General features: G+C 73.9%; 14 protein-coding genes. 5 read left to right on the forward strand and 9 right to left on the reverse strand.

All coding sequences use genetic code 11. The annotated features are described in order from the left end of the window. Positions 1-19: 19 nt before the first annotated feature. The 5 genes from ACZ7GX_RS25365 to ACZ7GX_RS25385 all read right to left on the reverse strand — a co-directional run bounded on the left by ACZ7GX_RS25365 (position 20) and on the right by ACZ7GX_RS25385 (position 4,493). Positions 20-940: a hypothetical protein gene (locus tag ACZ7GX_RS25365; protein ID WP_498780083.1), complete on the reverse strand. Its 921-nt coding sequence runs from the start codon at positions 938-940 to the stop codon at positions 20-22. A 32-nt stretch (positions 941-972) separates the two neighbouring features. Beyond that, positions 973-2,124, reverse strand: a complete 1,152-nt coding sequence (locus ACZ7GX_RS25370) for an NAD(P)/FAD-dependent oxidoreductase (protein WP_498780085.1) — start codon at positions 2,122-2,124, stop codon at positions 973-975. Positions 2,125-2,208: 84 nt separating this feature from the next. Next, entirely contained in the window at positions 2,209-2,670 is a 462-nt protein-coding gene (locus tag ACZ7GX_RS25375; protein ID WP_498780086.1) for an LIC_13387 family protein, read from the reverse strand. Between the two features lie 111 nt (positions 2,671-2,781). Next, on the reverse strand, positions 2,782-3,801 hold the full coding sequence (locus ACZ7GX_RS25380) for a S66 peptidase family protein (protein WP_498780132.1): 1,020 nt from the start codon (positions 3,799-3,801) through the stop codon (positions 2,782-2,784). 116 nt (positions 3,802-3,917) lie between these two features. Continuing rightward, positions 3,918-4,493, reverse strand: coding sequence for a TetR/AcrR family transcriptional regulator (locus tag ACZ7GX_RS25385; RefSeq protein WP_498780088.1), 576 nt, complete (start codon positions 4,491-4,493; stop codon positions 3,918-3,920). A 126-nt stretch (positions 4,494-4,619) separates the two neighbouring features. Between ACZ7GX_RS25385 and ACZ7GX_RS25390 the strand changes: the two genes are divergently transcribed. From ACZ7GX_RS25390 to ACZ7GX_RS25410, 5 genes are all read left to right on the forward strand, one after another. Further along, entirely contained in the window at positions 4,620-5,864 is a 1,245-nt protein-coding gene (locus ACZ7GX_RS25390) for a hypothetical protein (RefSeq protein WP_498780090.1), read from the forward strand. Between the two features lie 370 nt (positions 5,865-6,234). Further along, a complete protein-coding gene (locus tag ACZ7GX_RS25395) occupies positions 6,235-7,395 on the forward strand; it encodes a glycoside hydrolase family 3 N-terminal domain-containing protein (protein ID WP_498780134.1) in 1,161 nt (386 codons plus the stop codon). 59 nt (positions 7,396-7,454) lie between these two features. Continuing rightward, positions 7,455-8,216 (forward strand): SGNH/GDSL hydrolase family protein, encoded by a 762-nt coding sequence (locus ACZ7GX_RS25400; RefSeq protein WP_498780092.1) that lies wholly within the window; start codon positions 7,455-7,457, stop codon positions 8,214-8,216. 85 nt (positions 8,217-8,301) lie between these two features. Further along, positions 8,302-9,504: a hypothetical protein gene (locus tag ACZ7GX_RS25405; RefSeq protein ID WP_498780094.1), complete on the forward strand. Its 1,203-nt coding sequence runs from the start codon at positions 8,302-8,304 to the stop codon at positions 9,502-9,504. A gap of 47 nt (positions 9,505-9,551) precedes the next feature. Continuing rightward, entirely contained in the window at positions 9,552-10,268 is a 717-nt protein-coding gene (locus ACZ7GX_RS25410; protein WP_498780095.1) for a gamma carbonic anhydrase family protein, read from the forward strand. A gap of 172 nt (positions 10,269-10,440) precedes the next feature. Here the strand turns inward: ACZ7GX_RS25410 and ACZ7GX_RS25415 are convergent, their stop codons facing one another. Genes ACZ7GX_RS25415 through ACZ7GX_RS25430 form a run of 4 tightly spaced genes read right to left on the reverse strand, consistent with a single transcriptional unit; the run spans position 10,441 to position 19,832 of the window. After that, positions 10,441-11,415: a S1 family peptidase gene (locus ACZ7GX_RS25415; RefSeq protein WP_498780096.1), complete on the reverse strand. Its 975-nt coding sequence runs from the start codon at positions 11,413-11,415 to the stop codon at positions 10,441-10,443. Beyond that, a complete protein-coding gene (locus tag ACZ7GX_RS25420; RefSeq protein ID WP_498780097.1) occupies positions 11,399-12,724 on the reverse strand; it encodes a hypothetical protein in 1,326 nt (441 codons plus the stop codon). The genes ACZ7GX_RS25415 and ACZ7GX_RS25420 overlap by 17 nt, the downstream gene beginning before the upstream one ends. Continuing rightward, positions 12,721-17,865 (reverse strand): peptidoglycan-binding protein, encoded by a 5,145-nt coding sequence (locus ACZ7GX_RS25425; RefSeq protein ID WP_498780099.1) that lies wholly within the window; start codon positions 17,863-17,865, stop codon positions 12,721-12,723. Before ACZ7GX_RS25425 ends, ACZ7GX_RS25420 begins: the two co-directional genes overlap by 4 nt. Further along, on the reverse strand, positions 17,862-19,832 hold the full coding sequence (locus tag ACZ7GX_RS25430; RefSeq protein ID WP_498780101.1) for a CHAT domain-containing protein: 1,971 nt from the start codon (positions 19,830-19,832) through the stop codon (positions 17,862-17,864). The genes ACZ7GX_RS25425 and ACZ7GX_RS25430 overlap by 4 nt, the downstream gene beginning before the upstream one ends. Positions 19,833-19,907 lie beyond the last annotated feature (75 nt).

A 19,907-nucleotide genomic window follows, 5' to 3' on the forward strand; every position in this document is an offset into this window, starting at 1 on the left:
TACGGCTGACCGAAGACCCTCAGCGGGTGTGACGTCGTGGCCGGCCGTCGTCGTCCGTGCTGAGCCACGACCCGTCGCCGCGCGGCTCGACGTCGTAGGCGTCGCGGGACGGGGTGTCGAGCGTGCCGCGCACCTCTCCGGTGCGCACGTCCACGAGGTGGTGCCGGTGCCACTCCTCCTCGTCCTCGGTCTCACCGCCGAGGACGACGATCGCGGTGTCCGCGTCGAGGTAGCCGCCGGCCCACTCCACGTACACCTCCTCGGGGTCGTGGCCGAACGACTCCACCGGCACCCGGACGACGACCTCGCCGTCGGGGTGGGTGTGGAAGGCGACGTCCTCCTGCTCGTGGTGGACGGTCATGAAGTGGCCGCCGTCGGGAGCCAGGTCCACCAGGCTGCGGTCGGACCAGGGGTAGGCGGCCACGTCGAGGCCGTCCGGCACGAGACGACCGCGGTACACCTGAGAACCGTCCTGCCCCTCGCCGACGTCGAGCAGCACGTGCACGCCGTCCGGGTGGGCGAACTGGCTCCCGCCGTGCCCGGCGCAGGCAAGCTCCGCCGCGGCGGTCAGGTCACCCGTCGCGGCGGAGAGGACGACCCACCGGTCCGGCCCGCGTCCCGCCATGGCGTCGGGCAGGTAGAGCCACACCTCCGTGCCGTCGGCCGAGAACCGGCAGTTCGCCGCCGACGCGGCCCGCCGCGCGGAACCGGGGCCGAAACCCCACCGCCACAACGCCTTGCCGGCCCGGTCGACGCACACCACCTCGTCACCGGTCGCGTACACCGCGCGGCCCAGGTCCGGCGCCACGTCGTGGCCGTCCGGCTCGACCCCGGTCGGGAGCTCGAACACGGCGACCGAGTCCGCCACCGCGCCATCGGGGAAGTCGAACGCGTGGATGGCGCCGTCCAGGAATCGGGTCACCACATCGGTCATGGTCACGTTGCGGAGCCTAGTCAACGCCGCGCCGGTCCTCACTGGAGGGTGGCGGGCCGTTCGGCGGCAGCGGATCGTTCGGCGGCAGCGGATCGTTCGAACCGGAACGGGGCCAGGGCGTCGTCGCGGTCCTCGCCCAGGACCTCGGCCGCCACCAGGTCGCCCGCGTGCAGGCACAGCGTCGCGCCGCTGTGCGAGACCGCGAAGTGGAAGTTCGGCAGTTCGAGCACCCGGCCCAGCACCGGCAGGCCGTCGAACGGGATGGGCCGCTCCCCTACCCGGACGCTCTCCACGGACGCCGCGCGGACGCCGGGGTAGAGCGCACGGCCCGCCTCTACCACCTCCTCCACCGCCGACGGTTCCACGCTGATCTCGCCGGTGTCGGACGCGCGGGCCGCGTCGTCGACCTCGGGGGTGTGCAGCAAGAGCCGCCCACCGCCGTCCGGGCGCAGGTGGACGTGCGGCGCGTGGACGACCCGTGCCACCGCCACCGCGACCGGCGAGGTGTAGACGAGCACACCGCGGGTGTTGCGCATCGGCAGCGCCAACCCGGCCAGTTCCGCGATCCGCGCGGCTTGCGGCCCGGCGCAGTCCACCACCGCGTCGGCGCGCAGCCGCCGCCCCGAGGCGAGCCCGACCGAGCGCACCGAGTCCGCCACCACCTCCAGGTCCGTCACCGCGTCGTCGCGCACGACCTCCGCGCCGGCGGCCCTCGACAGCAGGTGCCCGATCAGCCGGGTCGGCTCGACCCAGCCCTCGCGCGGGAAGTACGCGATCCCGTCGTCGGGCAGCGCGGCCGGGTCCAGGTCGGGTTCGAGGTCCAACGCCTCGGCCCGGTCGAGCCACCGCGCCTCGTAGCCGTAGTCGAGGACACCGGCGACCTTCCGGCTCAGCTCCGCCCGGTCGGCGGCGGTGGCGGCCCACTCCAGGTTGCCGGTCTCGTGGTACCAGTCGCCGTGCGGCACGTCGGCCGCCAACCGCCGGTGGGCTTGCATGCCCGTCACGCTGAAGTCGTGGTACGAGCGGGGTTGCTTGCCGCAGGAGTTCGTCCACGAGAACGTCGCGCCGGACGTGCCGCCGCCGGGCGCGCCCGCGTCGACCACGGTGACCCGGGCGCCTCTCCTCGTCAGCGAGGCGGCCACCGCCGCGCCGTAGACACCCGCGCCGACGACGACCACGTGCGCGACCATGACGTCCTGCCTCCCGTGCTCAGCCGGAGCTGTTCCCCTTGTGGCACTTCAGGTATAGCACGCGGTCGCGACGCGTTCGGGTGGTCATGCGGGCCGCGCGGAAACTTCCGGCCGGGCCGTGGCGAGGACTCGGCCGAACGCCGCGCAGGCGATCGCGAACAGGACGATGGGCGGCGCGGGCAGCAGCCACGCGGACAGGCCGAGCACGACCAGGGACGCCGCCAGGCACAGGCCGCTCAGCGATCGCGACCGCGTGACCAGGTCCGGCGCCGACCGCGCGACGAGCACGCACACCAGGCCACCGAAGACCAGCGCGGCGGCCATGACGAGCGACATGCCCCGGTCGAGGTCGAGCAGGCTGCGCCGGACACCGGCGATCTCCGTGCCGTACTCGCGCATCGCCACGAGGGCGGAACTCGCGGCGGGGTCCTCGGGGCGTGACGCCAGCAGCGCCGCGGTGGCCAGGTGGCCCACACCCGTGACGACCCACGCCCACGCGCCGATCCGGAACACCTTCAACGCCCGGTGCGCCATGGCTCCGACCACCCTCCCCGTTGTCCATACACGACTGTATGTTTTATCCATACAGTCCTGTATGTCAATAGACCACAGCGCGAGTCGGGCCCCGGGGGTGGTCGGTTCACCGCTCCGCAGCGCTCAGCCGACCAGTCCCGTCGTCGCGTGCGGCCCTACCGCCGGTTCGAGCAGCGACAACGTCCGCTGCCGCGCGTCGAGACCGACGCGGATGCCGACCGGCATCGGCAGGTTCGGGCCGGCATGCCCGAACTCGACGTTGCCCAGGACCGGGATGTCACGGTCGCCGAGGACGTCGAGGACTATCTCGGGCAGGGTCGGTGACGCGCCGGGTTCCAGTCCGCTGATCTCGCGCGGAACCCCGATGACCATGCCGGAGATCCGATCGAGGATGCCGCAGTGTCGCATCACCTGCAGGTAGCTCCAGACATGCGAGGCCAGGCCGCCCATCTCCTCCCAGAACAGCACCGCGCCCTCGAACCACTCGAGCGGCAGCGCGAAACGCGTCGCCTGCGCCAGCACGATGCGATTGATCACCCCGCCGATCAGCCGACCTTCGGCACGGCCAGGACGCCAGCACTCCCACGACGGGCTCGCGGGCAGCGCACCGATCGCCGCGGTACCGGTCAGCAACCTGGAGTAGAGCTCCTCCAGCTCTGCTCGGCGCGCCACGGGCGCGGACTGCCAGTGCCCGCCGAAGCCGGGGACCGCCATGTCGGCGTGGAACCCGACCAGACCCGTGCGCGCGTAGAGCACCAGGTGCAGCAGCGAGAGGTCGCTGTAGCCCAGGATCGGCTTGGGGTCGGCCCTGATCGCCTCGACGTCGATCAGGTCGAGGTAGCCGAGCGCCGTCTGGCCACCGTCACTCGCGATGATCGCGCGCACCTCGGGATCACGCAGAAGCCCGTTGAGCTCCCCGGCGATCTCCGCCGGCGTGGCCGCGCTCCACCAATGGCGCCGCCCTGCTTCGAGCAGAGGTGCCCGGCGCACGCGGAATCCCATCCGTTCGAGCACGACCACCGTCCGCTCGACGTTGGGCTCGTGAGCGGCCGGCAGCGGACCGGACAGCGATGCGATGACCACGAGATCCCCGGGCCTCAGGGCACGCGGTCGAAGCAGTCGGGGCAGTGCGGAACCGGTCATGGCGTGAGTGTCACCAGTGCCCTTGGGACGGTCACGCGATTTTCGCGGGCCGGTAGCGCACCGGGCCTGTACTGCCGCGGTGAGCACCCACCCGGTGAACCATCCCGCTCAGAGCACTAGCGGACGGCGGCCAGCCGGTCGATGAGGTGCTTCAGGCCCGCCCGCCCGCGCGGACCTTCCACCGCGACCTCGGGCACCACCCCGGCGGCGACGCGGCGCAGCTCCGCCCAGCCGAGGTACGCCGCGTAGGCCAGGACCGCCTGTCGACGTGCCACCGCGGGCGTGAGGCCGAGTTCGGCGTAGATCTCGGCGAGGAACGCGATCCGCCGCTCGATCACCCTGGTCAGCACCGGCGCGATCACGGGGTCGTCGGCGTGCGCCACGAGCGCGGGCTCCAGGCCGGGGACGACCTCCGCGCCGAGCGCCGTCCGCAGCCCTTCGCGGAGCTTGTCCTCCGGGTCGTCGAGCGACGCGAGCCGGGCGATGAAGTCGGCGGTGGTGCGCTGTTCCCACAGCTCCACCGCCGCCACGAGCAGGGCCTCGCGGTCCTTGAAGTGCCAGTAGAAGCTGCCGCGCGTGATGCCGAGCTCCCCGGCGAGCACGTCGACGGCCACCGCCGCCACCCCGCCCCGGGCCAGGGCGCGCAGCGCCGCCATCGTCCAGTCCTCGCGGGTGACGCGTCCTCTCGCCATGGCCCGAACAGTAGTGTCCGGGCGGTTCGCGGCGCGCAAAAGTTTCACTACAGCGCGGCGAAATTGTCCGACCACCATTCCCGCGCGCCCGGTCGTGGTCCGAATCACACCCGCTAGCATGCGCTGGTGAGCGATTCCGGTTTCGTCCTGCGTCGACGTGACCTGGCGTTGCCCGAGAGGACCGTCCCGCTCACCGAGATAACCGCGCGCACCGGCCGGACACCCCGGTTCGAGTTGTTCCGACTGCTGGTGCGACTGCTGGTCGACCGGGACGGCGTGGTCCTGCTGTCCGGTCCGGTCGACTGGCGTGAGCTGCGTGAACGGCACCCGGACGCGGCCCGGTGGCACGAGGCGTCCCGACCGGCGGACCTGGCCTGCTCGCTGGGACCGCGGTTCTCCTGCGTCCCCTTGGACGACCTGTTCCGCGACCCGCACGAGGATTTCGTCACGATGGACGAGCACGGCGTGGTGGTCACCGCCGCCCGACGCCCGCGACGATTACCCGCGGGACGGCCGCTGTTCATCCGGTTCCCCGCGCACTTCCCGCTTCTCATCGGATCCGACGAAGCCATTCGCCGCCTGGTGCCCGCCGAACTGTCGTCGAACGTGCACCGGGCCCGCGACACCCGCGTCGACTACGCCGCATTCCACCACTTGTGGCACGGCCCACCGCCTGCGGAGTACTTCGACGTCGACAACCTCCTCCGAATCCGCGAGGAGTGGAACAGCCTCTTCCTCGCTTGCGGAATCGGGAAAGCGCTCGGCCGCGCGCACGCGAAAGCCGTCCTCAACGGCGGCGCGCGCGACTTCGTCGGCACGCTGCTCGACGACGCCACACCCGTCGACGACGAGCACACGATCACCCTCGTGCCGGAACCCACGGACGCGCAGTGCGCCGCCGACATGGCGCCGCTATTGGCGACGATGAACCGCGCGCGGTGGCTGGCCTTCCGCGCCGGCTACCTCTACCGCAGACCCGAGGGCCACTCCGTCCTCGACCTCATGGAGCACGGCGACGCCACCGGATGGGCTCGGGCCGCCAGGGAGCAGGACTGGGCCTCGGCACGGGCCCTCGCCGAGGCCCAGCTCGCCGACGGCCCGCCGGACGCCCGGCTCGGCGAGGCGTGCGACCGAATCACCCGCGAGGCCCTGGTCGACCCGCCGACCACCCGCGAGGACGACCTGGCGCTGACCGTGGCCCGCGCCCTGGCCCGCACCGGGCGGGACGCGGAGGCAGCCGCCCTGTGCCGCCGCGTGGTGGCCGAGCGCACGGCACGCCTCGGCCCCGACCACCCCGGCACCAGGGACGCGGCCAACGCGCTCGTGCCCGATCACGCGCCGCGATCGAAACGGCGGTGGTGGCCCCTCTGACCGGCGGAAGCCGACGGCCATAATCATCACCGCGATCCACCGGCCCCGACGAAGATTCATATTCCACCATCACCGCGAAATCGCGGTCGATCTCCCGCGCTGACAAAACGCGGCCCTTCAGGCACGATCCGAGCAACGGATACGATGGCCGTGATGCCTCGTGACGCGGAATGTGACGGCGGCCTCGGTCGCGCCGGGGTTGCGGGCCCGGATGGCCCGCCGCACGATGGGCAACTCACCGCCGAGCGGGCGAGGACGTGGGAGTGAGCACTGTGCACGCGGTAACGCGCCGACCGGGTCGGCGCCCGTCGGACGACGGAGGCGACCGCCGGTGAGGCGCACCGGTGGCCGCGGGCTCGGCACGTCGGCGATGCTGGTGGTCGTGGCGGTCGGCGCGGTGGTCGCCGGGTCGCTCGCCGTGGTGACCTCCGCGCTCAGCGACCGGCCGACGCGACCCGCGGCCCTGTCGACGTCGTCCTCGACCGCGCCGCCGTCACCGTCGCCGTCGTCCACGACGGTCGAGCCGCCGCCCCCGGTGGTGGACCCGTGCGCCGAGAAGATCGCCGCGCTGCCGCTGCGGGCCCGGCTGGCGCAGTCCCTCGTCGTCGGAGTGGACCCGCGCGGGCCCGCCGACGCCCTCACCGTCGTGCGGAACGAGCAGGTGGGCGGGATCTTCATCGGCGGTGACGACGTCGGCCTGCTCAGCGCCGGCGCGCTCGCGCCCGTGCACGCCGCGTCCGCCCTCCCGCTGACGGTCGCCGTGGACGACGAGGGCGGGCGGGTGCAGCGGCTGGAAGCGCTGGACGGCTCGATGCCCAGCGCCCGGCGGATGGCGGCCGACCTGTCGCCGGACGAGGTCCGCGCGGTGGCCCGGGACCGGGGCCTCGCGCTGCGCGAGCGCGGCGTGACCACCGACCTGGCGCCCGTGCTGGACACCAGCGGCCAACCCGACCGCACGGTCATCGGCGACCGCTCGTTCAGCCCCGACCCGAACACCGCGCTGGGGTACGCGCTGGCGTTCGCCGAGGGGTTGCACAACGCGGGCGTCACGCCGGTGGTCAAGCACTTCCCCGGCCACGGCAACACGACGGGCGACTCGCACCTCGGCGCGGTCACCTCGCCCCCGCTGGCCGCGCTGCGCGACACCGACCTCGTCCCGTACCGGCACCTGCCGCGGTTCGGCGACGTGGTGGTGATGCTGGGCCACATCGACGTGCCCGGCCTGACCGGCGGCGTGCCCGCCACCCTCAGCCCGGAGGCGTACGCGCTGCTGCGCGGCGAGTTCGGCTTCACGGGTCCCGCGATGACAGACGACCTGGGCGCGATGCGCGCGGTGACCGACCGGGTCGGCCTGCCCGACGCGGTCACGCAGGCGCTCGCGGCCGGCGCGGACATCGCGCTGTGGTCGTCGGGCGGCCGCGTGGGCGAGGTGCTCGACCACCTGGAAGGCGCGGTCGCCTCGGGCGCCCTGCCGCAGGCCCGCGTGGACGAGGCCTTGCGCCGGGTGCTCGCCGCCAAGCAGGTGTGCTAAGTCACGCCGGGGCGCCTCATATGCTGGCGGTGACGTTCCAGCAGGGGGAGGCACCGGCAGTGCGATACGTGGCCATCGGCGACAGCTTCACCGAAGGGGTCGGCGACGAGCGCCCCGACGGCACGCCAAGGGGTTGGGCCGACCTGGTGGCGGAGGGGCTGGCCGTCGCGCTCGGCGAGACGGTCCACTACGCCAACCTCGCCGTCCGGGGCCGCCTGCTGGAGCCGATCGTCACCGGCCAGCTCGACGCGGCGCTGGCCCTCACGCCCGCGCCCACGCTGATCACCCTCAACGGCGGCGGCAACGACATGATGCGGCCCGGGGTCGACCTGGCCCGGCTGGTCCGGCTGACCGGGCAGGCGGTCGAGCGGTGCGCGTCGGCCGGAGTGCGGTTGGTGCTGCTCAGCGGGGCCGACCCGTCGCAGCGGCTGCCGTTCGGCCGCACCGTCCACCGCCGGGGCGTGCTGCTGACGGCGGCGATCAAGGAGCTGGCCGCGCGGCGCGGCGTGCTGCTCGTGGACGCGTTCAACGACGTCGAGGTCCGCCGGGCCGAGTACTGGTCGCCGGACCGGCTGCACCTCAACGCCGCCGGGCACCGACGGGTCGCGTCCCTGGTGCTCAAGGCCCTCGGGCACGTCACGGAGGCGCACGCGGTCGACCCGGGCCCCGCCGCCCGCCGCAGCCTGCTCGCCGAGACCCGGTACTACCGCGAGCACGTCCTGCCCTGGGTGAACCGCCGGATCCGGGGCATCTCGTCCGGTGACGACGTGCCCGGCAAGCACACCGACTGGGTGCCCGTCGAGGCCAGGCCGCTCGTCTGACCTGCCGTGCGGCCGTGATCCCACCACGAGGTCACGGCCGCCACGTGGGCCGACCCGTTGCGACGAGCGCCCGACTCCCGCCATGATGACGGTTCGTCAGTACTCGACCAACAATGGTGGTGGTCTGGTGAACAAGTACCGGATGGTGGTCGCCGGGCTCGCGGCGGCACTGGTCGCGAGCATCGCGCCGGCCGCGCCCGCGCAGGCGGCGACGACCCTGCCCGCGACGAACTTCCGCCTCAAGGCCACCGCCTACTCGGGGCTGATCGACGACCTGGACGCCGCGCTGCCCAACGTCAGCGTGCCGACCGTCGTCGGCGACGGCAACCGCGCCGCCACCTCGTGCTCCCCCGCCGCGGCCAACCGCGTGGCCGCGTTCTGCTGGAACAGCGGTGACGACGACGTCGCGTACTGGATGCCGCAGGGCATCACGACGACCGCGGACGCGTACGGCGAGGCGACCTACGAGGGTTCCACCGCGGTCCTGGTCAGCTGGTACGACAACGGCACGGACGGGATCGACCGGGGCATCCGGGTCTCCTTCGTCGACTACGCCACGCCGTCCGCGCCGACCTACCGCCACGTGCTGCTGGTCGAGCCGTACGCCACGAGCGCGGGCCAGGCGTCGTTCCGGCCGATCAACCTGCACGCCGGCGGCATGTTCTGGTACGGCCACTACCTGTACGTGGCGTCCACGAGCAGCGGCTTCCGGGTGTTCGACCTGCGGCACCTCTGGCAGACCAGCACCAGCGACGGCTCGGCGATCGGACGTCAGGCCGACGGCAGCTACCAGGCCTACGGCTACAAGTACGTGCTGCCGCAGGTCTTCGCCTACAACCAGTCGACCACCAACGGGCACGCGCCCATCCGGTTCTCGTTCGCCTCGCTGGACCGCACCAGCACCCCGGACAGCGTAGTCGTCGGCGAGTACGCCAACCCCGGCGCGGGCAGCCGCCTGTTCCGCTTCCCCATCGACTACACCACCCGGATGCTCACCACGGCGTCCGACGGCTACGCGCGAGCGAGCGAGGCCTACGAGGTGTCGGTGCAGAGCATGCAGGGCGCGACCGCGGTCAACGGCAAGTTCTACCTCTCCACCAGCGACGGCAGCGGCAACGCGGGCGACCTGGCCACGTTCAAGCCCGGCGGCTCGGTCGTGATGCACTACGACGTGCTGCCGATCGGGCCGGAGGACCTCTCCTACTGGCCCGCCAAGGGACAGCTCTGGTCGCTGACCGAGTACGCCGGCAGCCGTTCGGTGTTCGCCGTCCGCGCCTCCGCGTATTAGTGCCGCGTCAGGCAACGTTCGCCCTGTAGTAGTGCCTCCGATGGCGGATGGCACAGGTCTCGACGAACGCGACGTCTGAAATCCGCCGGCTTGCTCGCGGTCGGTCGGTCGAGGATCCGCTCATGATCGCTGAAGCGCGAGGGATCCGCATCCGGCATCGCGGGCATGAACCGCAGGTCCATCCCACCGCCTACGTCGCCCCGACGGCCACGCTGGTCGGCGATGTCCGCGTGGGGCCGAGGGCGCGGGTGATGTACGGTGCCGTGCTCGATGCCGAGGGGTCCCGGATCGAGGTCGGGGAGGCGGCGGTGATCTGCGAGAACGCGGTGCTGCGCGGGTCTGCGGTCGCCGGCGATCAGCCGGTGCTCGTCGGCGACCACGTCTTCGTGGGGCCGCATGCCACGCTGCTGGGCTGCGAGGTCGGCAGGTGTGCCTACGTGGCGACCGCGGCGACGGTCCTCCAGAGCGCACGGTTGGGCGCCGGCTCGGTTGTCGCCGTCGGCGCGCTCGTCCACGCGCGCACTGTCCTGCCGGACGAGTACTTCGTGCCGCCGCACACCGTGGCGCTCGACGCGCCGGTGCGGCTGCTGGCCCCTGGAGATCCGGGCCTGGCCGAGGCCGTCGGCCGGGTGGGCTTCGCGCAGGTGGCGTTCGGTGTCGACGTGGAGTGGACCGACCGGATCAGCCGGTACGAGCGCATCGCGGAGGTGCGCGTCGCCGAGTTCGGCACGCACGCGGACGACGAGGTTCTGGATCTCGGCTAGGCATCGGCGACCGCGAGCTGTGCCGAGGTGACGCACCGGTGCGGGCCACCGCTCCTGGACGGGTGCGGTGGCCGACGGGTCGGGCCGGGAACCCGGATCCGGTCGAGCACCGTCCGGAACCGCGGGCTGGCCGCGGTTCTACCAGCCCGACAAGACACCGAACCTCGAACAGCTACTGGGGCCGACGGGCTCCGGGCACGGTCCACAGCCACTTCTCGTAGGAGGCCACCCGGGTGTAGATGCCGCCGTCGCCGCACGGGCGCAGCGACGAGGCGGTGGCCCGGGACGTCGCGCCTGCCAGGAACCACTGGTCACCCGCCTGCACGTACGCGGGGCCGCCGCTGTCGCCGTTGCAGCTGTCCCGGTCGAGGAACGGCGCGCCGGCCACGAACTCCGTGGCGGCGTCCGCGCCGTGCCGGGGGTGGTCGCTCGCGATCGGCACGTCCACCATCCGCCGCCGGCCGTAGCCGCCGCTGCTGTGCACGTCGGTGTTGCCGTAACCCGCGAGCCGCACGAACTTCGCGGCGGCGACCTGGTCCGGCGTCGCGATCGGGCGCGGCGTGACCGGGGCGGGGCGCGCGAGCACCAGGACCGCGATGTCCCCGGTCGGCCGGGGCGGGCGGTAGTCGGGGTGCGCGAGCGCGGTCTCGACCTCGATCACCTCGCCGTCCTCGGGGAACTCCACGTCCTTGCCGATGAACACGCGGGCCGCGCACCCGCCGTCCACGCAGTGCCCGGCGGTGACGACGACGTTCGGCGAGACGAGCGTGCCCGAGCAGCACCACGCGTCGGGGCCGCCGATGGCGACGCACTCCGGGAAGTCGGCCGTGGGCACGCCGCCGATGATGTGGGCGTGGTCGTCGACCAGGGCGCGCATGTTGGCCAGGTACACCGGGTCGGTGAAGATGCTGTCGGACGGCGGTTCCGCGGCGACGGCCGACCTGGTCAGGGGCGACACGCCGCGGCGCAGCAGCGAGCGGGCCAGGCGGTAGCCCTCGGCGCGGTCGCCGTTGACGAAGCCGTCGACCTGGTTGGCGAGCGCGTGGTACACCAGCACGAACCGCTGCTCGTCCTCGCCCGCGACCAGCCGGGCGAGCTGCGCCACGGCGGCCATGGGGTCCTGCGGTCGTTCAGTCGTGGTGGTCATCGTGGGCCTTTCGGATCATCGTGTCGATCAGGTCGTAGAGCTCCGCGCCGGCGGCCCGGTCGTCCACCACCGGTCCCCCCTCGCCGACGTCGGCGCGCGAGCCGTCCCCGACGGCCTTCGCGACCTTGTCGAGGATCAGGTCCTGGGCGTTGACGCGGTCGGGCGGCGGCGGGGCGAACAGGGCGGGTTCGCGGTCGAACGCCAGCCGGGCGGCCGCGATCAGGCACCGGACGTCGCTGGTCTCCGGCCGTTGGTGGTCCACCAGACCGTCGGCGGCGGTGACGGCGTGCCGCTGCTGGTCGGCGGTGAACGCGATCACCTCGTGCAGCGGGCGGTCGCCCAGCCCCGGGTACGGCCCGTCCAGCAGTGCCGTCGTCATCGGGGCGACGTCGTCCTCGAACGGCCCGCACGGCGTCCCCGCCGCCGGGAAACCCGTCTCCGCCAACGCCCGCGCGGTCAACGCGAGCCGCACGGCCGCGGGCGGGTGGACCAGGACCGGTCCGTCGATCTCGGCGGCCGTCCGGGCGTCGTCCACGACGAGCAGGTCGGCCAGCGCGGACGCGAACGCCGGTCCGGCCGCCAGCACCCCGTACAGGTCGGCGAAGACCTCCGGCAGCCACGTGTCCCAGGCGTCGCGCCGGGCTTCGGGCAGGGTCCGCAACACCGGCCTGGTCAGCGCGCGGACCGTGCCGAGCAGGCCGAAGTCGCGTTCCACCGCGTGCCCGACCTCGTGCCCGATCACCACCGCGTCCGGCAGGTGCACGAGCTGGTACCACGGCAGGCCGATGATCGGGATCGGCAGCCGCGTGACCACGCCGAGGAAGTCCGCGGTGTCCAAGGCGTCCGGCACGTCCTCGACCACGAACGGCGTCTCCCGCAGGTGCGTGAACGGGCTGAACTCGCCGCTGAGGTGCACCAGCGGGGCCTCCCGGTCGCGGCCGGCCGCCGCCGGCTCGTAGCACCGCCAGGCGAACTCGTCCACGGCGGTCAGGAACGGCCGGTACCACTCCACGTACCGCAGGTTCAGCTTCGAGCGGTAGAAGTCCCACAGCCGGTGCACCTCCAGCATCCGCAGCTGGAGCCGGCGGCACTCCCGCAGGACGTCGGCGCCATCGGCCGCGACCGCGTCCAGCTCCGCGCCGATCCGCTCGACGACACCGCCGAGCCGGTCGGTGAGCCGGACCACCTGGGTGTGGTGCTTGCGCAGGACCCGGCCCGACGCGGTCTCGGCGCGCCACCGGGCGAAGTCCGCGTCGATGCCCGCGAGCTTGTGCCTGAGCTCGGCGACCTTGCGGTCGGTCGTGGTCATGGCCGTCCTCCCGGTCGTGGCACGAGCCGCAACCACGGCAGGTGCGTGTGCAGGGCGACGCCGGCCGTGGGCAGCACCCGGTCGAGGCCGGTGGCGTGCCGTGCGGGCGAACGCAGCCCGCCCGCCACGTCCGCCAACGACCGGCCCGCCGCGATCGCGCCGATCACGGCGTCGCACAGGTCGTGCTCGCCGTCGCCGGCCAGGCCGGCGCCCAGCACGCCCGCGCACCGGCCGAGGGCGAACAGGTCAGTCGCGAACGCGTTGCGCAGCACCAGGTACGAGATCGCGTCGTCCGAGCCCCACGGCCGGTTCACGTCGAGCACCACGAGCGGCCGGAACTCGTCGCGCGGCACGGCGGCGAGCACTCGGTTGAGCGCCGTCACCGGGATCTCCTCGGCGGTCGGCGTGGCGTTGAACGCCTCCGTCGCCCAGCCACCGGCGAGGAACGTGAGCGCGACGCCGCCGCCGGACTCGCGCAGCCCGCCCGCCAGGTGCACCACCGCCGGCGTCCGTCCACTGTGGACCGCACGGGTCACGGCCCCGGCGAGCAGGTCCAGCGTGGGGTTCTCGACCGACTCCACGTCGAACCCGTGACTGCCGTACAGGTGGGCCAGGTCGACGCCCGAGTTCAGGTGCCCGCGCGCGGAGTTGATCTGCGACGACCGGCTCGGCTGGGCCAGCACCGCCAGCGGCTTGACCGGCTCGGCGAGGTCGCGCTGCAACCGGTCCAGCAGCTCGGCGCCGAGGTCGGCGTCCGGGGTGAGGCCCCGGGCCTCCTGGTACCGCCGCAACGCGCTCCTGGTGTGCGGGCCGAGGTCGCCGTCGGCCGCCAGGTCCGCGTCGGCCACCCGGTTGAGGCCGACCTGGACGAACCTGATCTCGTCGCGGTACGCGGCCTCCCGCGACACGGCCCGGTGGAAGGTGGCGACGGCGCGGTCGAGCACGAGCAGCCGCCGCACGTCCGGCCGCAGCGCCAGTTCCCACGGCACCGCGCCGAGCCTGCGGTCCTCGACGTCGCACCTGAGGTCGAACGGGCCGGCCGGCGCCCGCAGCGCCGGACCGGGCAGGAGCAGCGACCCGAGCCCGGCGCAGGTGGCCTGCCAGTCCTCCCGGAGCCGTTCGACGAGCGGCCCGGAGCCGGCCCGGCCCGCGCCGAGGATCGCGTCCACCAAGGCGTTGTCGTGGCGGATGGTGGTGTCCACGTCGGGTGGGACGGACGTCTGCACGACCAGCGCCCGGTCCTCGACGGCCAGCCGCACGCGCCCGCGCGCGTTGCGCAACGTCGTGCTGATCCGCCCGCGCGTGAAGCGGGACGCGACCGCCGCACGGCGCGCGTCACCGAGCGCGGCGAACGCCGCACCGGCGCGGACCAGCTCCGGTTCCGGCGCCCGGCTGGACTTCTCCGCGATCACGCTGCCCGCGTAGTGCGACCTCGCGTGCCACTGCGTCTCCCGCTCGTCGGCGGAGGCCAGCAGCGGCGCGGCCCGGCGCAACGCCGCCTCCGCCCGGTCCGGCTCGTCCAGCGCGATCAGGGCTTCCGCGCGCTCGACGAGGAAGGCCGCGCACAGCATCGGGTGGCCGCCGAACTCCCGGAGGAACGCCTCCACGTCACCTCGCGCGGGCAGGCCCAGCCGGTCCACGGCGCGCGACCACTCCCGGAGCGCGAACCACGAGCCACCGGTGGGCCGCGCCCCGGCCAGCTTCCGCTCCGCCGCCGCCCGATCGCCGGTCAGCCGGTCCACCTCCGCCGACGCCAGGTCCAGCAGGGCGCGGTCCGTCGCGCGCAACCGGTCCGTCTCCAGCCGCACCAGCGACGCGACCTCGCGCCAGGCGTCCCGCGCCCGGTCGTCGTGCGGATCGGGCACGCGGCGCAGTTCCTCCAGCACGACCAGGCGCGCGGACGCGGGCGTGATCTCGCGCAGCCGCGCCACCAGCTCGTCCAGCAACCACCGGAACCCGTCGGGCAGGTCGATCGCCAGGCCTTCCACGGCGGCACGAGCCACCAGGCACGGCGGGTGGGCACGCCGGTGGAGCTCGCCGATCACGGCGGCGACCGCGTCCAGCGCCTCGTGCGGCCGTGCGTCCAGCCCCAGCAGCTCGACCCGGGCCAGCTCCGCACCGCACCAGGCGTCGCTGCCCCGGGCGGCCTGCTCGACGGCCTCGGCCAGGTGGTGCTCGGCCAGGGTGAGGTTGCCGACCTCCCGCATGAGCAGCACCGCGGAGTGCGTGTGGCAGCGGGCGACGGCCGCGCGGTCACCCTCGCGACGCCACCGCGACCGCGCGGTTTCCAGCGCGTGCAAGGCCTTCCCGTAGTGCGCCACCATGCCCTCGGCGAGCCCGGTCAGCTCACGGGCGAGCGCGGAGCCGCGGGCCAGGTGTTCGGCGCGGTGCGCGAGGTCGAGCGCGAGCAGCGGCCTGCGTGCGGCCAGGGCCACCCTCGCGCCGGCGGCCTGCCCTTCCCGGTCGCCGTCGCGCGCGGCGACCCGGCGCGCGTGGAAGGCCGCCCACTCCAGCCGGTTCGCGCCGAGGCCGAGCTCGACCGCGAGCAGGCCGCAGCGGCGCTGCTGCTCGGCGTTCAACGGCCCGCCGCGCCGGGCCAGGTTCAATTCGCGGATCGCTTCCGCCAGGCGCCCGAAGTGCCGGTACGCCCTCACGATCCGCAGTCGGATCGGCGGTTCCCACCGGCGGGCGCCGACGCGGACCGCCGCCTCCGCCGCACGCCGGTACTCCTCGGGCGCCTGCCGGTCGCCGAGGATCATCCGCACGTCGCCGAGCAGGATGCGCAGCCGCACGTCGTCCTTCGTGCCCCACGACCGCGGCAACGCCCGCGTCAGCTCCTCCTCGGCGGTGGCCACGTCGCCGGACTTCAGCGCGAGCGCGGCGCGCACGTACCCGAGCCGCCAGTCGGGCACGACGTCCGCGCCGAAGTCGTCCCGGTCGCGCACGACGGCCGAGAAGTTCTCCTCGGCCCGGCTCCACAGCTGGTCCGCCGCTTCGGCACCGCCCTGCCTGGCCAGCTGCGTGAGCGCCGCGGCCAGCTCGTACCGGGCCTCGACCACGGTCTCCCGGGTCACGATCGGCCGGTGCTCGTCCCACGGGCGCGGGTCGGCGTCGGCGTCGACGTAGTCGGGCCCCAGCACCTCCTCGGCCAACGCGGCCCGCCGGTGCGCCTCACCCAGCTCCACCTGGTCCAGGGCCGCGCGCCAGTAGTCCACCGCGGCGGGGCCCTCCAGCCGGAACCGGTGGTAGACCGCCTCCCGGGTCCACCGGTCCCACCGCTCGGGGTCGGCCTCCGCCTTGCGCTCGAAGAACGCCACGGCGTCGGCGTGCAGCCGGTCGTGGACGGCGTGCGACCGGATCAGGCGGCGCATCGGCTCGGCCACGGCGTCGGCGAACCGCAGCGAGTCCGGCTCGCCCGGCACCGGCACGACCCAGGGCGTGGTGCCCGCGAACCTCGTCAGCCGAGGCCACAACCGCTCGACGTCCACGTCGGCGGTGACGGGGAACAACGACGCCGGCTCACCGCCCGGCACCACGTCCTCGCCCGGGTCGTCGAGGTCCAGGTCGCCGGACGCGGCGGCGCGCAGGTGCGGCCCGAGCACCTCGCGCGCGAAGTCGAGGCTCAACGTCCGCGCCACCATCCCGTACCGCAGCAGCCACCGCAGGCCCGGGTCGGCGATCGGCCGCAGCACCTGGAGCACGAGCGCGGTCAGGTCCGCCCGGTACTCCCGGATCTCGGCCGGCGTGATGTCGGGCCGCTGCTGCACCAGGTCGGCCAGGCGCGCCAGCACCACCGGCTCTCCCCCGGCCTTCGCCACGATCGCGTGCCGCAGGTCGGCGCGCGTGATGCGGCGCAGGTCGGCCAGGTAGCGCGTCGCGTCGTCGGCGGCGAACGGCGCCAGGTGCCGATCGACCGCGGGCGGCAGCACCGGCACCGCGAGCGGGTAGCGGCCGGCCAGCACGATCCGCATCGCCGGGCAGTCGCGGTACAGCCGCAACAGCTGCCGGAGCAGGCCTGCCAGCTCCTCGCGCGACCGGTTCGCGGACACCCGGTCCAACGCGTCGAGCACCATCACGGCGGGCCTGTCCGCCATCGCCTCGTTGAACGTGCGCACGAAGTCCTTGAGCACGTCCACCCCGAGCCGGTCGCGCTCGTCGCACAGCCGCCTGCTCGCCGCGGCCGCCCGACCGGGGTCCGCGACCTGGCGCCGCGAGAGGACCCCGGTCCACGCGTACCGCTCCAGGAACTCGGTGAACGGCGCCGCCGGCAGCTGCTGGTCGAGCCGCGCCGCCGCCTCCACCAGCAGCAGCCACGGGTACCGCGCGACGTTGACCGGGTCCAGCACGTCGAAGTCGCCCAGCACGCACGGCACGCGCCGCGGCACCAGCACCCGGGACACCAGCCAGCGCAGCTCCATCGTCTTGCCGCGCCCGGACGGGCCGTGCAGCACCACCATCCGCGGACCGTCGCCCCGGACGAGCCGCTGGTAGGTCGCCTTGGCGCCGGCCGTCTCGAGGAACGTGGCCGACTGGAGGTACTCGGTCGACCACAACCCGCGGGTGCGCAGGTACGCGGCCCGGTCGTGGCGCAGCGCGATCAGCTCGGGGCCGATCAGCCGCACCCGGTCCTCGGCGCCGAGCACGTCGATCAGCTCCTGGCACAGCGCCAGGTCGTGCCGGTGGTCGGCCTTGGCGTACAGCCGGACGAACAGCTCGGCGGCGGCGCGGTGGTCGAGGAGCACCAGCTGTTCGAGCAGGTCGACGGGCTTGTGCGCGGCCCGGTAGTGCCGCGCCAGGCGGCCGACCAGCGACCGCAGCTCCTCGGGCACGGCACGCGGGTCGGCCCCGTCGGGCCACCAGCCGTTCCAGTAGCGCGCCTTCGCGCCCGGCCGCAGCCGGTAGGCCTCCCGCGTGCCCTGGATCGGCTCGACCTCCGGCGCGGTGACGACCGCGTCGAACGGCGGCGCGCCGTCGACGTCGGCGACGAGCACCTTGTCGTACAGCTCCCGGTCGAACGAGCGGACCGCGGCGCACCGCCGCAGCACGTCCCACTGGTCCGCCGGTCGCAGCGACGCCAGGACGTCCTCCAGGGAGTCACCCCGAGCCAGGCGTCGCAACAGCTCGGCGTCGATCGGCTTCATCGCATCCGCCTCACGATGTTCTCCAGGTCGCCGAGCACGGCGGGGCTCCACTTGCCGGTGGCGACGCCCTTGCCGATGGCCTCGATCAGCTGCACGTGCGGGTCGCCGATCGACCGGCCGACCGCCAGCACCACGTCCTCGGCCAGCGCGGAGAACTCCTCCGCCTCGATGCGGTCCAGGTCGACCCGCGTGCCGCCGCCCAGCTCCGGCCAGTGCGTGGCGAACTGCTCGTTCGTCATCACCACCACGAGGCTCAGGTTCGGCAGCTCGCCGTCGGCGACGTGCCGGATCAGGTGGTCGTACAGCTGCTGCCGGAACGCCGAGTCCAGCACGTTCCCGACGTGGTCGAAGACCAGCAACAACGGCTCCGGTTGCGCCGCGCGGCCCAGGCACGCCCGGAACGACTCGAACGTCGCCGCGACGTGGTGCGACGTGCCGCCGGTCAGCCGCGGCCACCGCGCCGGCTCCGGCGTCGGCACGGGCGGGTCAGGCGGCAGCCTGCCCTCGGCGAGGTGGACCACGTCGTGGTTGAACCGGTCGAACGCCGACGCCACCCCCTCGGGCAGGTTGGGCAGGTCCTCCGCCACGTCCCGGATCGCGTACAGCACCTCCAGGAAGTCGAACCTGGCGGGCCGGTCGCCGAGCACCTCGACCGGGTTCGGCCGGTCGAAGCTGACGTACTTGACCCGCCGCCCGCGCACCGCGCACCGCCGCCGCAGCCAGTTCAGCAGCCGCGTCTTGCCCACCTGGGACTCGCCGACGACGAGCAGCAGCGGTTCGAGCGGCTCGCCGACGCCCGGGTCGACGCCCTTGAGCAGCTTGTGGCGCTCGTGGACCCGGTTGACGAACGCGCCGACCTCCTTCTCGAACTGCTGCTCGATCCGCACCGCACGCGCGCCGGTCGCGGACAGGTCCGGGAGCACGTCGTCGGGGCGCACGCGCAGCGTGAGGCTCGGCAGGATCCAGTCCCGGGCGCCGTCGGACACGCCGGTGTCGGCGTACACGGCCTCGCGCGCCGTCGCCACGGCCCGGTCGACCGGCGCGTTGGCCAGCAGGGCGCGGTAGAGCGAGCCGCCGAACAGCGCCGCCGCCGTGCCCCGGATGTCGCCCTGCATGCCGACGACGGCGGCGGCCCCGCTGTCGAGGAACACGTCGGTCAGCGCCACCGCGTCCGCCGTCTCGCCGGAGCGGCAGGCGTTCAGGATCGCCAGCCGCGGCGCGGGACGGCTCAGCAGGTCGCCGATGTAGGTCGGGGTGAGCAACCACGCCTCACGGCCGGGCGGGACGATCCGCAACGCCGGCTGACCCGTGCTCGCCTTGCGCGTGCCGTGCCCGATGAAGTGCAGCACGTGCGGCACGACCCGCCGGTAGGCCGACTTGAGGTCCGATTCGGTCGGCCGGGACAGGAACTCCGCCTCGATCCGGCCCGGCGCGCCGCCCACGACCCTCTTGATCTCCCGGATCTCGGCGCGGGAACCGATGTCGTCGTCGTCATCGCCGCGCACGACCAGCACCCGGATCGGCAGCGACTCGGCGATCGGGTCGTCGCCCGGCACGCGCCGGTGCAGCCGGATGAACGGCTGGTCGGGCTGGACGAACAGGGCGTGCGCGGACCTGGCCGATTCCCACGGCAGGCGGCGCAGTGCCGGCGGCAGGCACAGGAAGGTGCGCTTCACCCCTGGCCGGGACCAGTGCTCGCGCACGTTCGGCGGCAGGAGCAGCCGACCGAGGTGCAGGCCGAGGTCGGCGAACGCCTGCGACTCCGGGTTCGCGTGGAGGAAGCCGACGATCGCGTCCGACGCCGTGGCGCCGGTCGACGGCACGGGCAGCGACGCGGCGGCCAGGTCCGCCGGCACGGTGTCCGACGCCGTCGGCTCCGCCGGCCACACTCCGTCGTCACCGAGGTAGAGGTCCACCCGGTGATCGGCTCCCTGGCCGGGCTGCGTGATCTCGATCAACGCGTCCACAGGGGCTCACCCACTCGTTCCGGACACGGCGTCCTCCCCACCGGCCGCCTATACCTGGAGTCGGCCCTGGACCAG

The sequence above is a fragment of the Actinosynnema sp. NPDC037264 genome, assembly GCF_055603705.1.

Coding starts and splice junctions, on each gene's coding strand:
- ACZ7GX_RS25385 (WP_498780088.1), bottom strand. CDS start 4,493: ATGGCGAGAGGACGCGTCACCCGCGAGGACTGGACGATGGCGGCGCTG.
- ACZ7GX_RS25425 (WP_498780099.1), bottom strand. CDS start 17,865: ATGAAGCCGATCGACGCCGAGCTGTTGCGACGCCTGGCTCGGGGTGAC.
- ACZ7GX_RS25410 (WP_498780095.1), top strand. CDS start 9,552: ATGGCACAGGTCTCGACGAACGCGACGTCTGAAATCCGCCGGCTTGCT.
- ACZ7GX_RS25380 (WP_498780132.1), bottom strand. CDS start 3,801: ATGACCGGTTCCGCACTGCCCCGACTGCTTCGACCGCGTGCCCTGAGG.
- ACZ7GX_RS25370 (WP_498780085.1), bottom strand. CDS start 2,124: ATGGTCGCGCACGTGGTCGTCGTCGGCGCGGGTGTCTACGGCGCGGCG.
- ACZ7GX_RS25395 (WP_498780134.1), top strand. CDS start 6,235: ATGCTGGTGGTCGTGGCGGTCGGCGCGGTGGTCGCCGGGTCGCTCGCC.
- ACZ7GX_RS25415 (WP_498780096.1), bottom strand. CDS start 11,415: ATGACCACCACGACTGAACGACCGCAGGACCCCATGGCCGCCGTGGCG.
- ACZ7GX_RS25405 (WP_498780094.1), top strand. CDS start 8,302: ATGACGGTTCGTCAGTACTCGACCAACAATGGTGGTGGTCTGGTGAAC.
- ACZ7GX_RS25420 (WP_498780097.1), bottom strand. CDS start 12,724: ATGACCACGACCGACCGCAAGGTCGCCGAGCTCAGGCACAAGCTCGCG.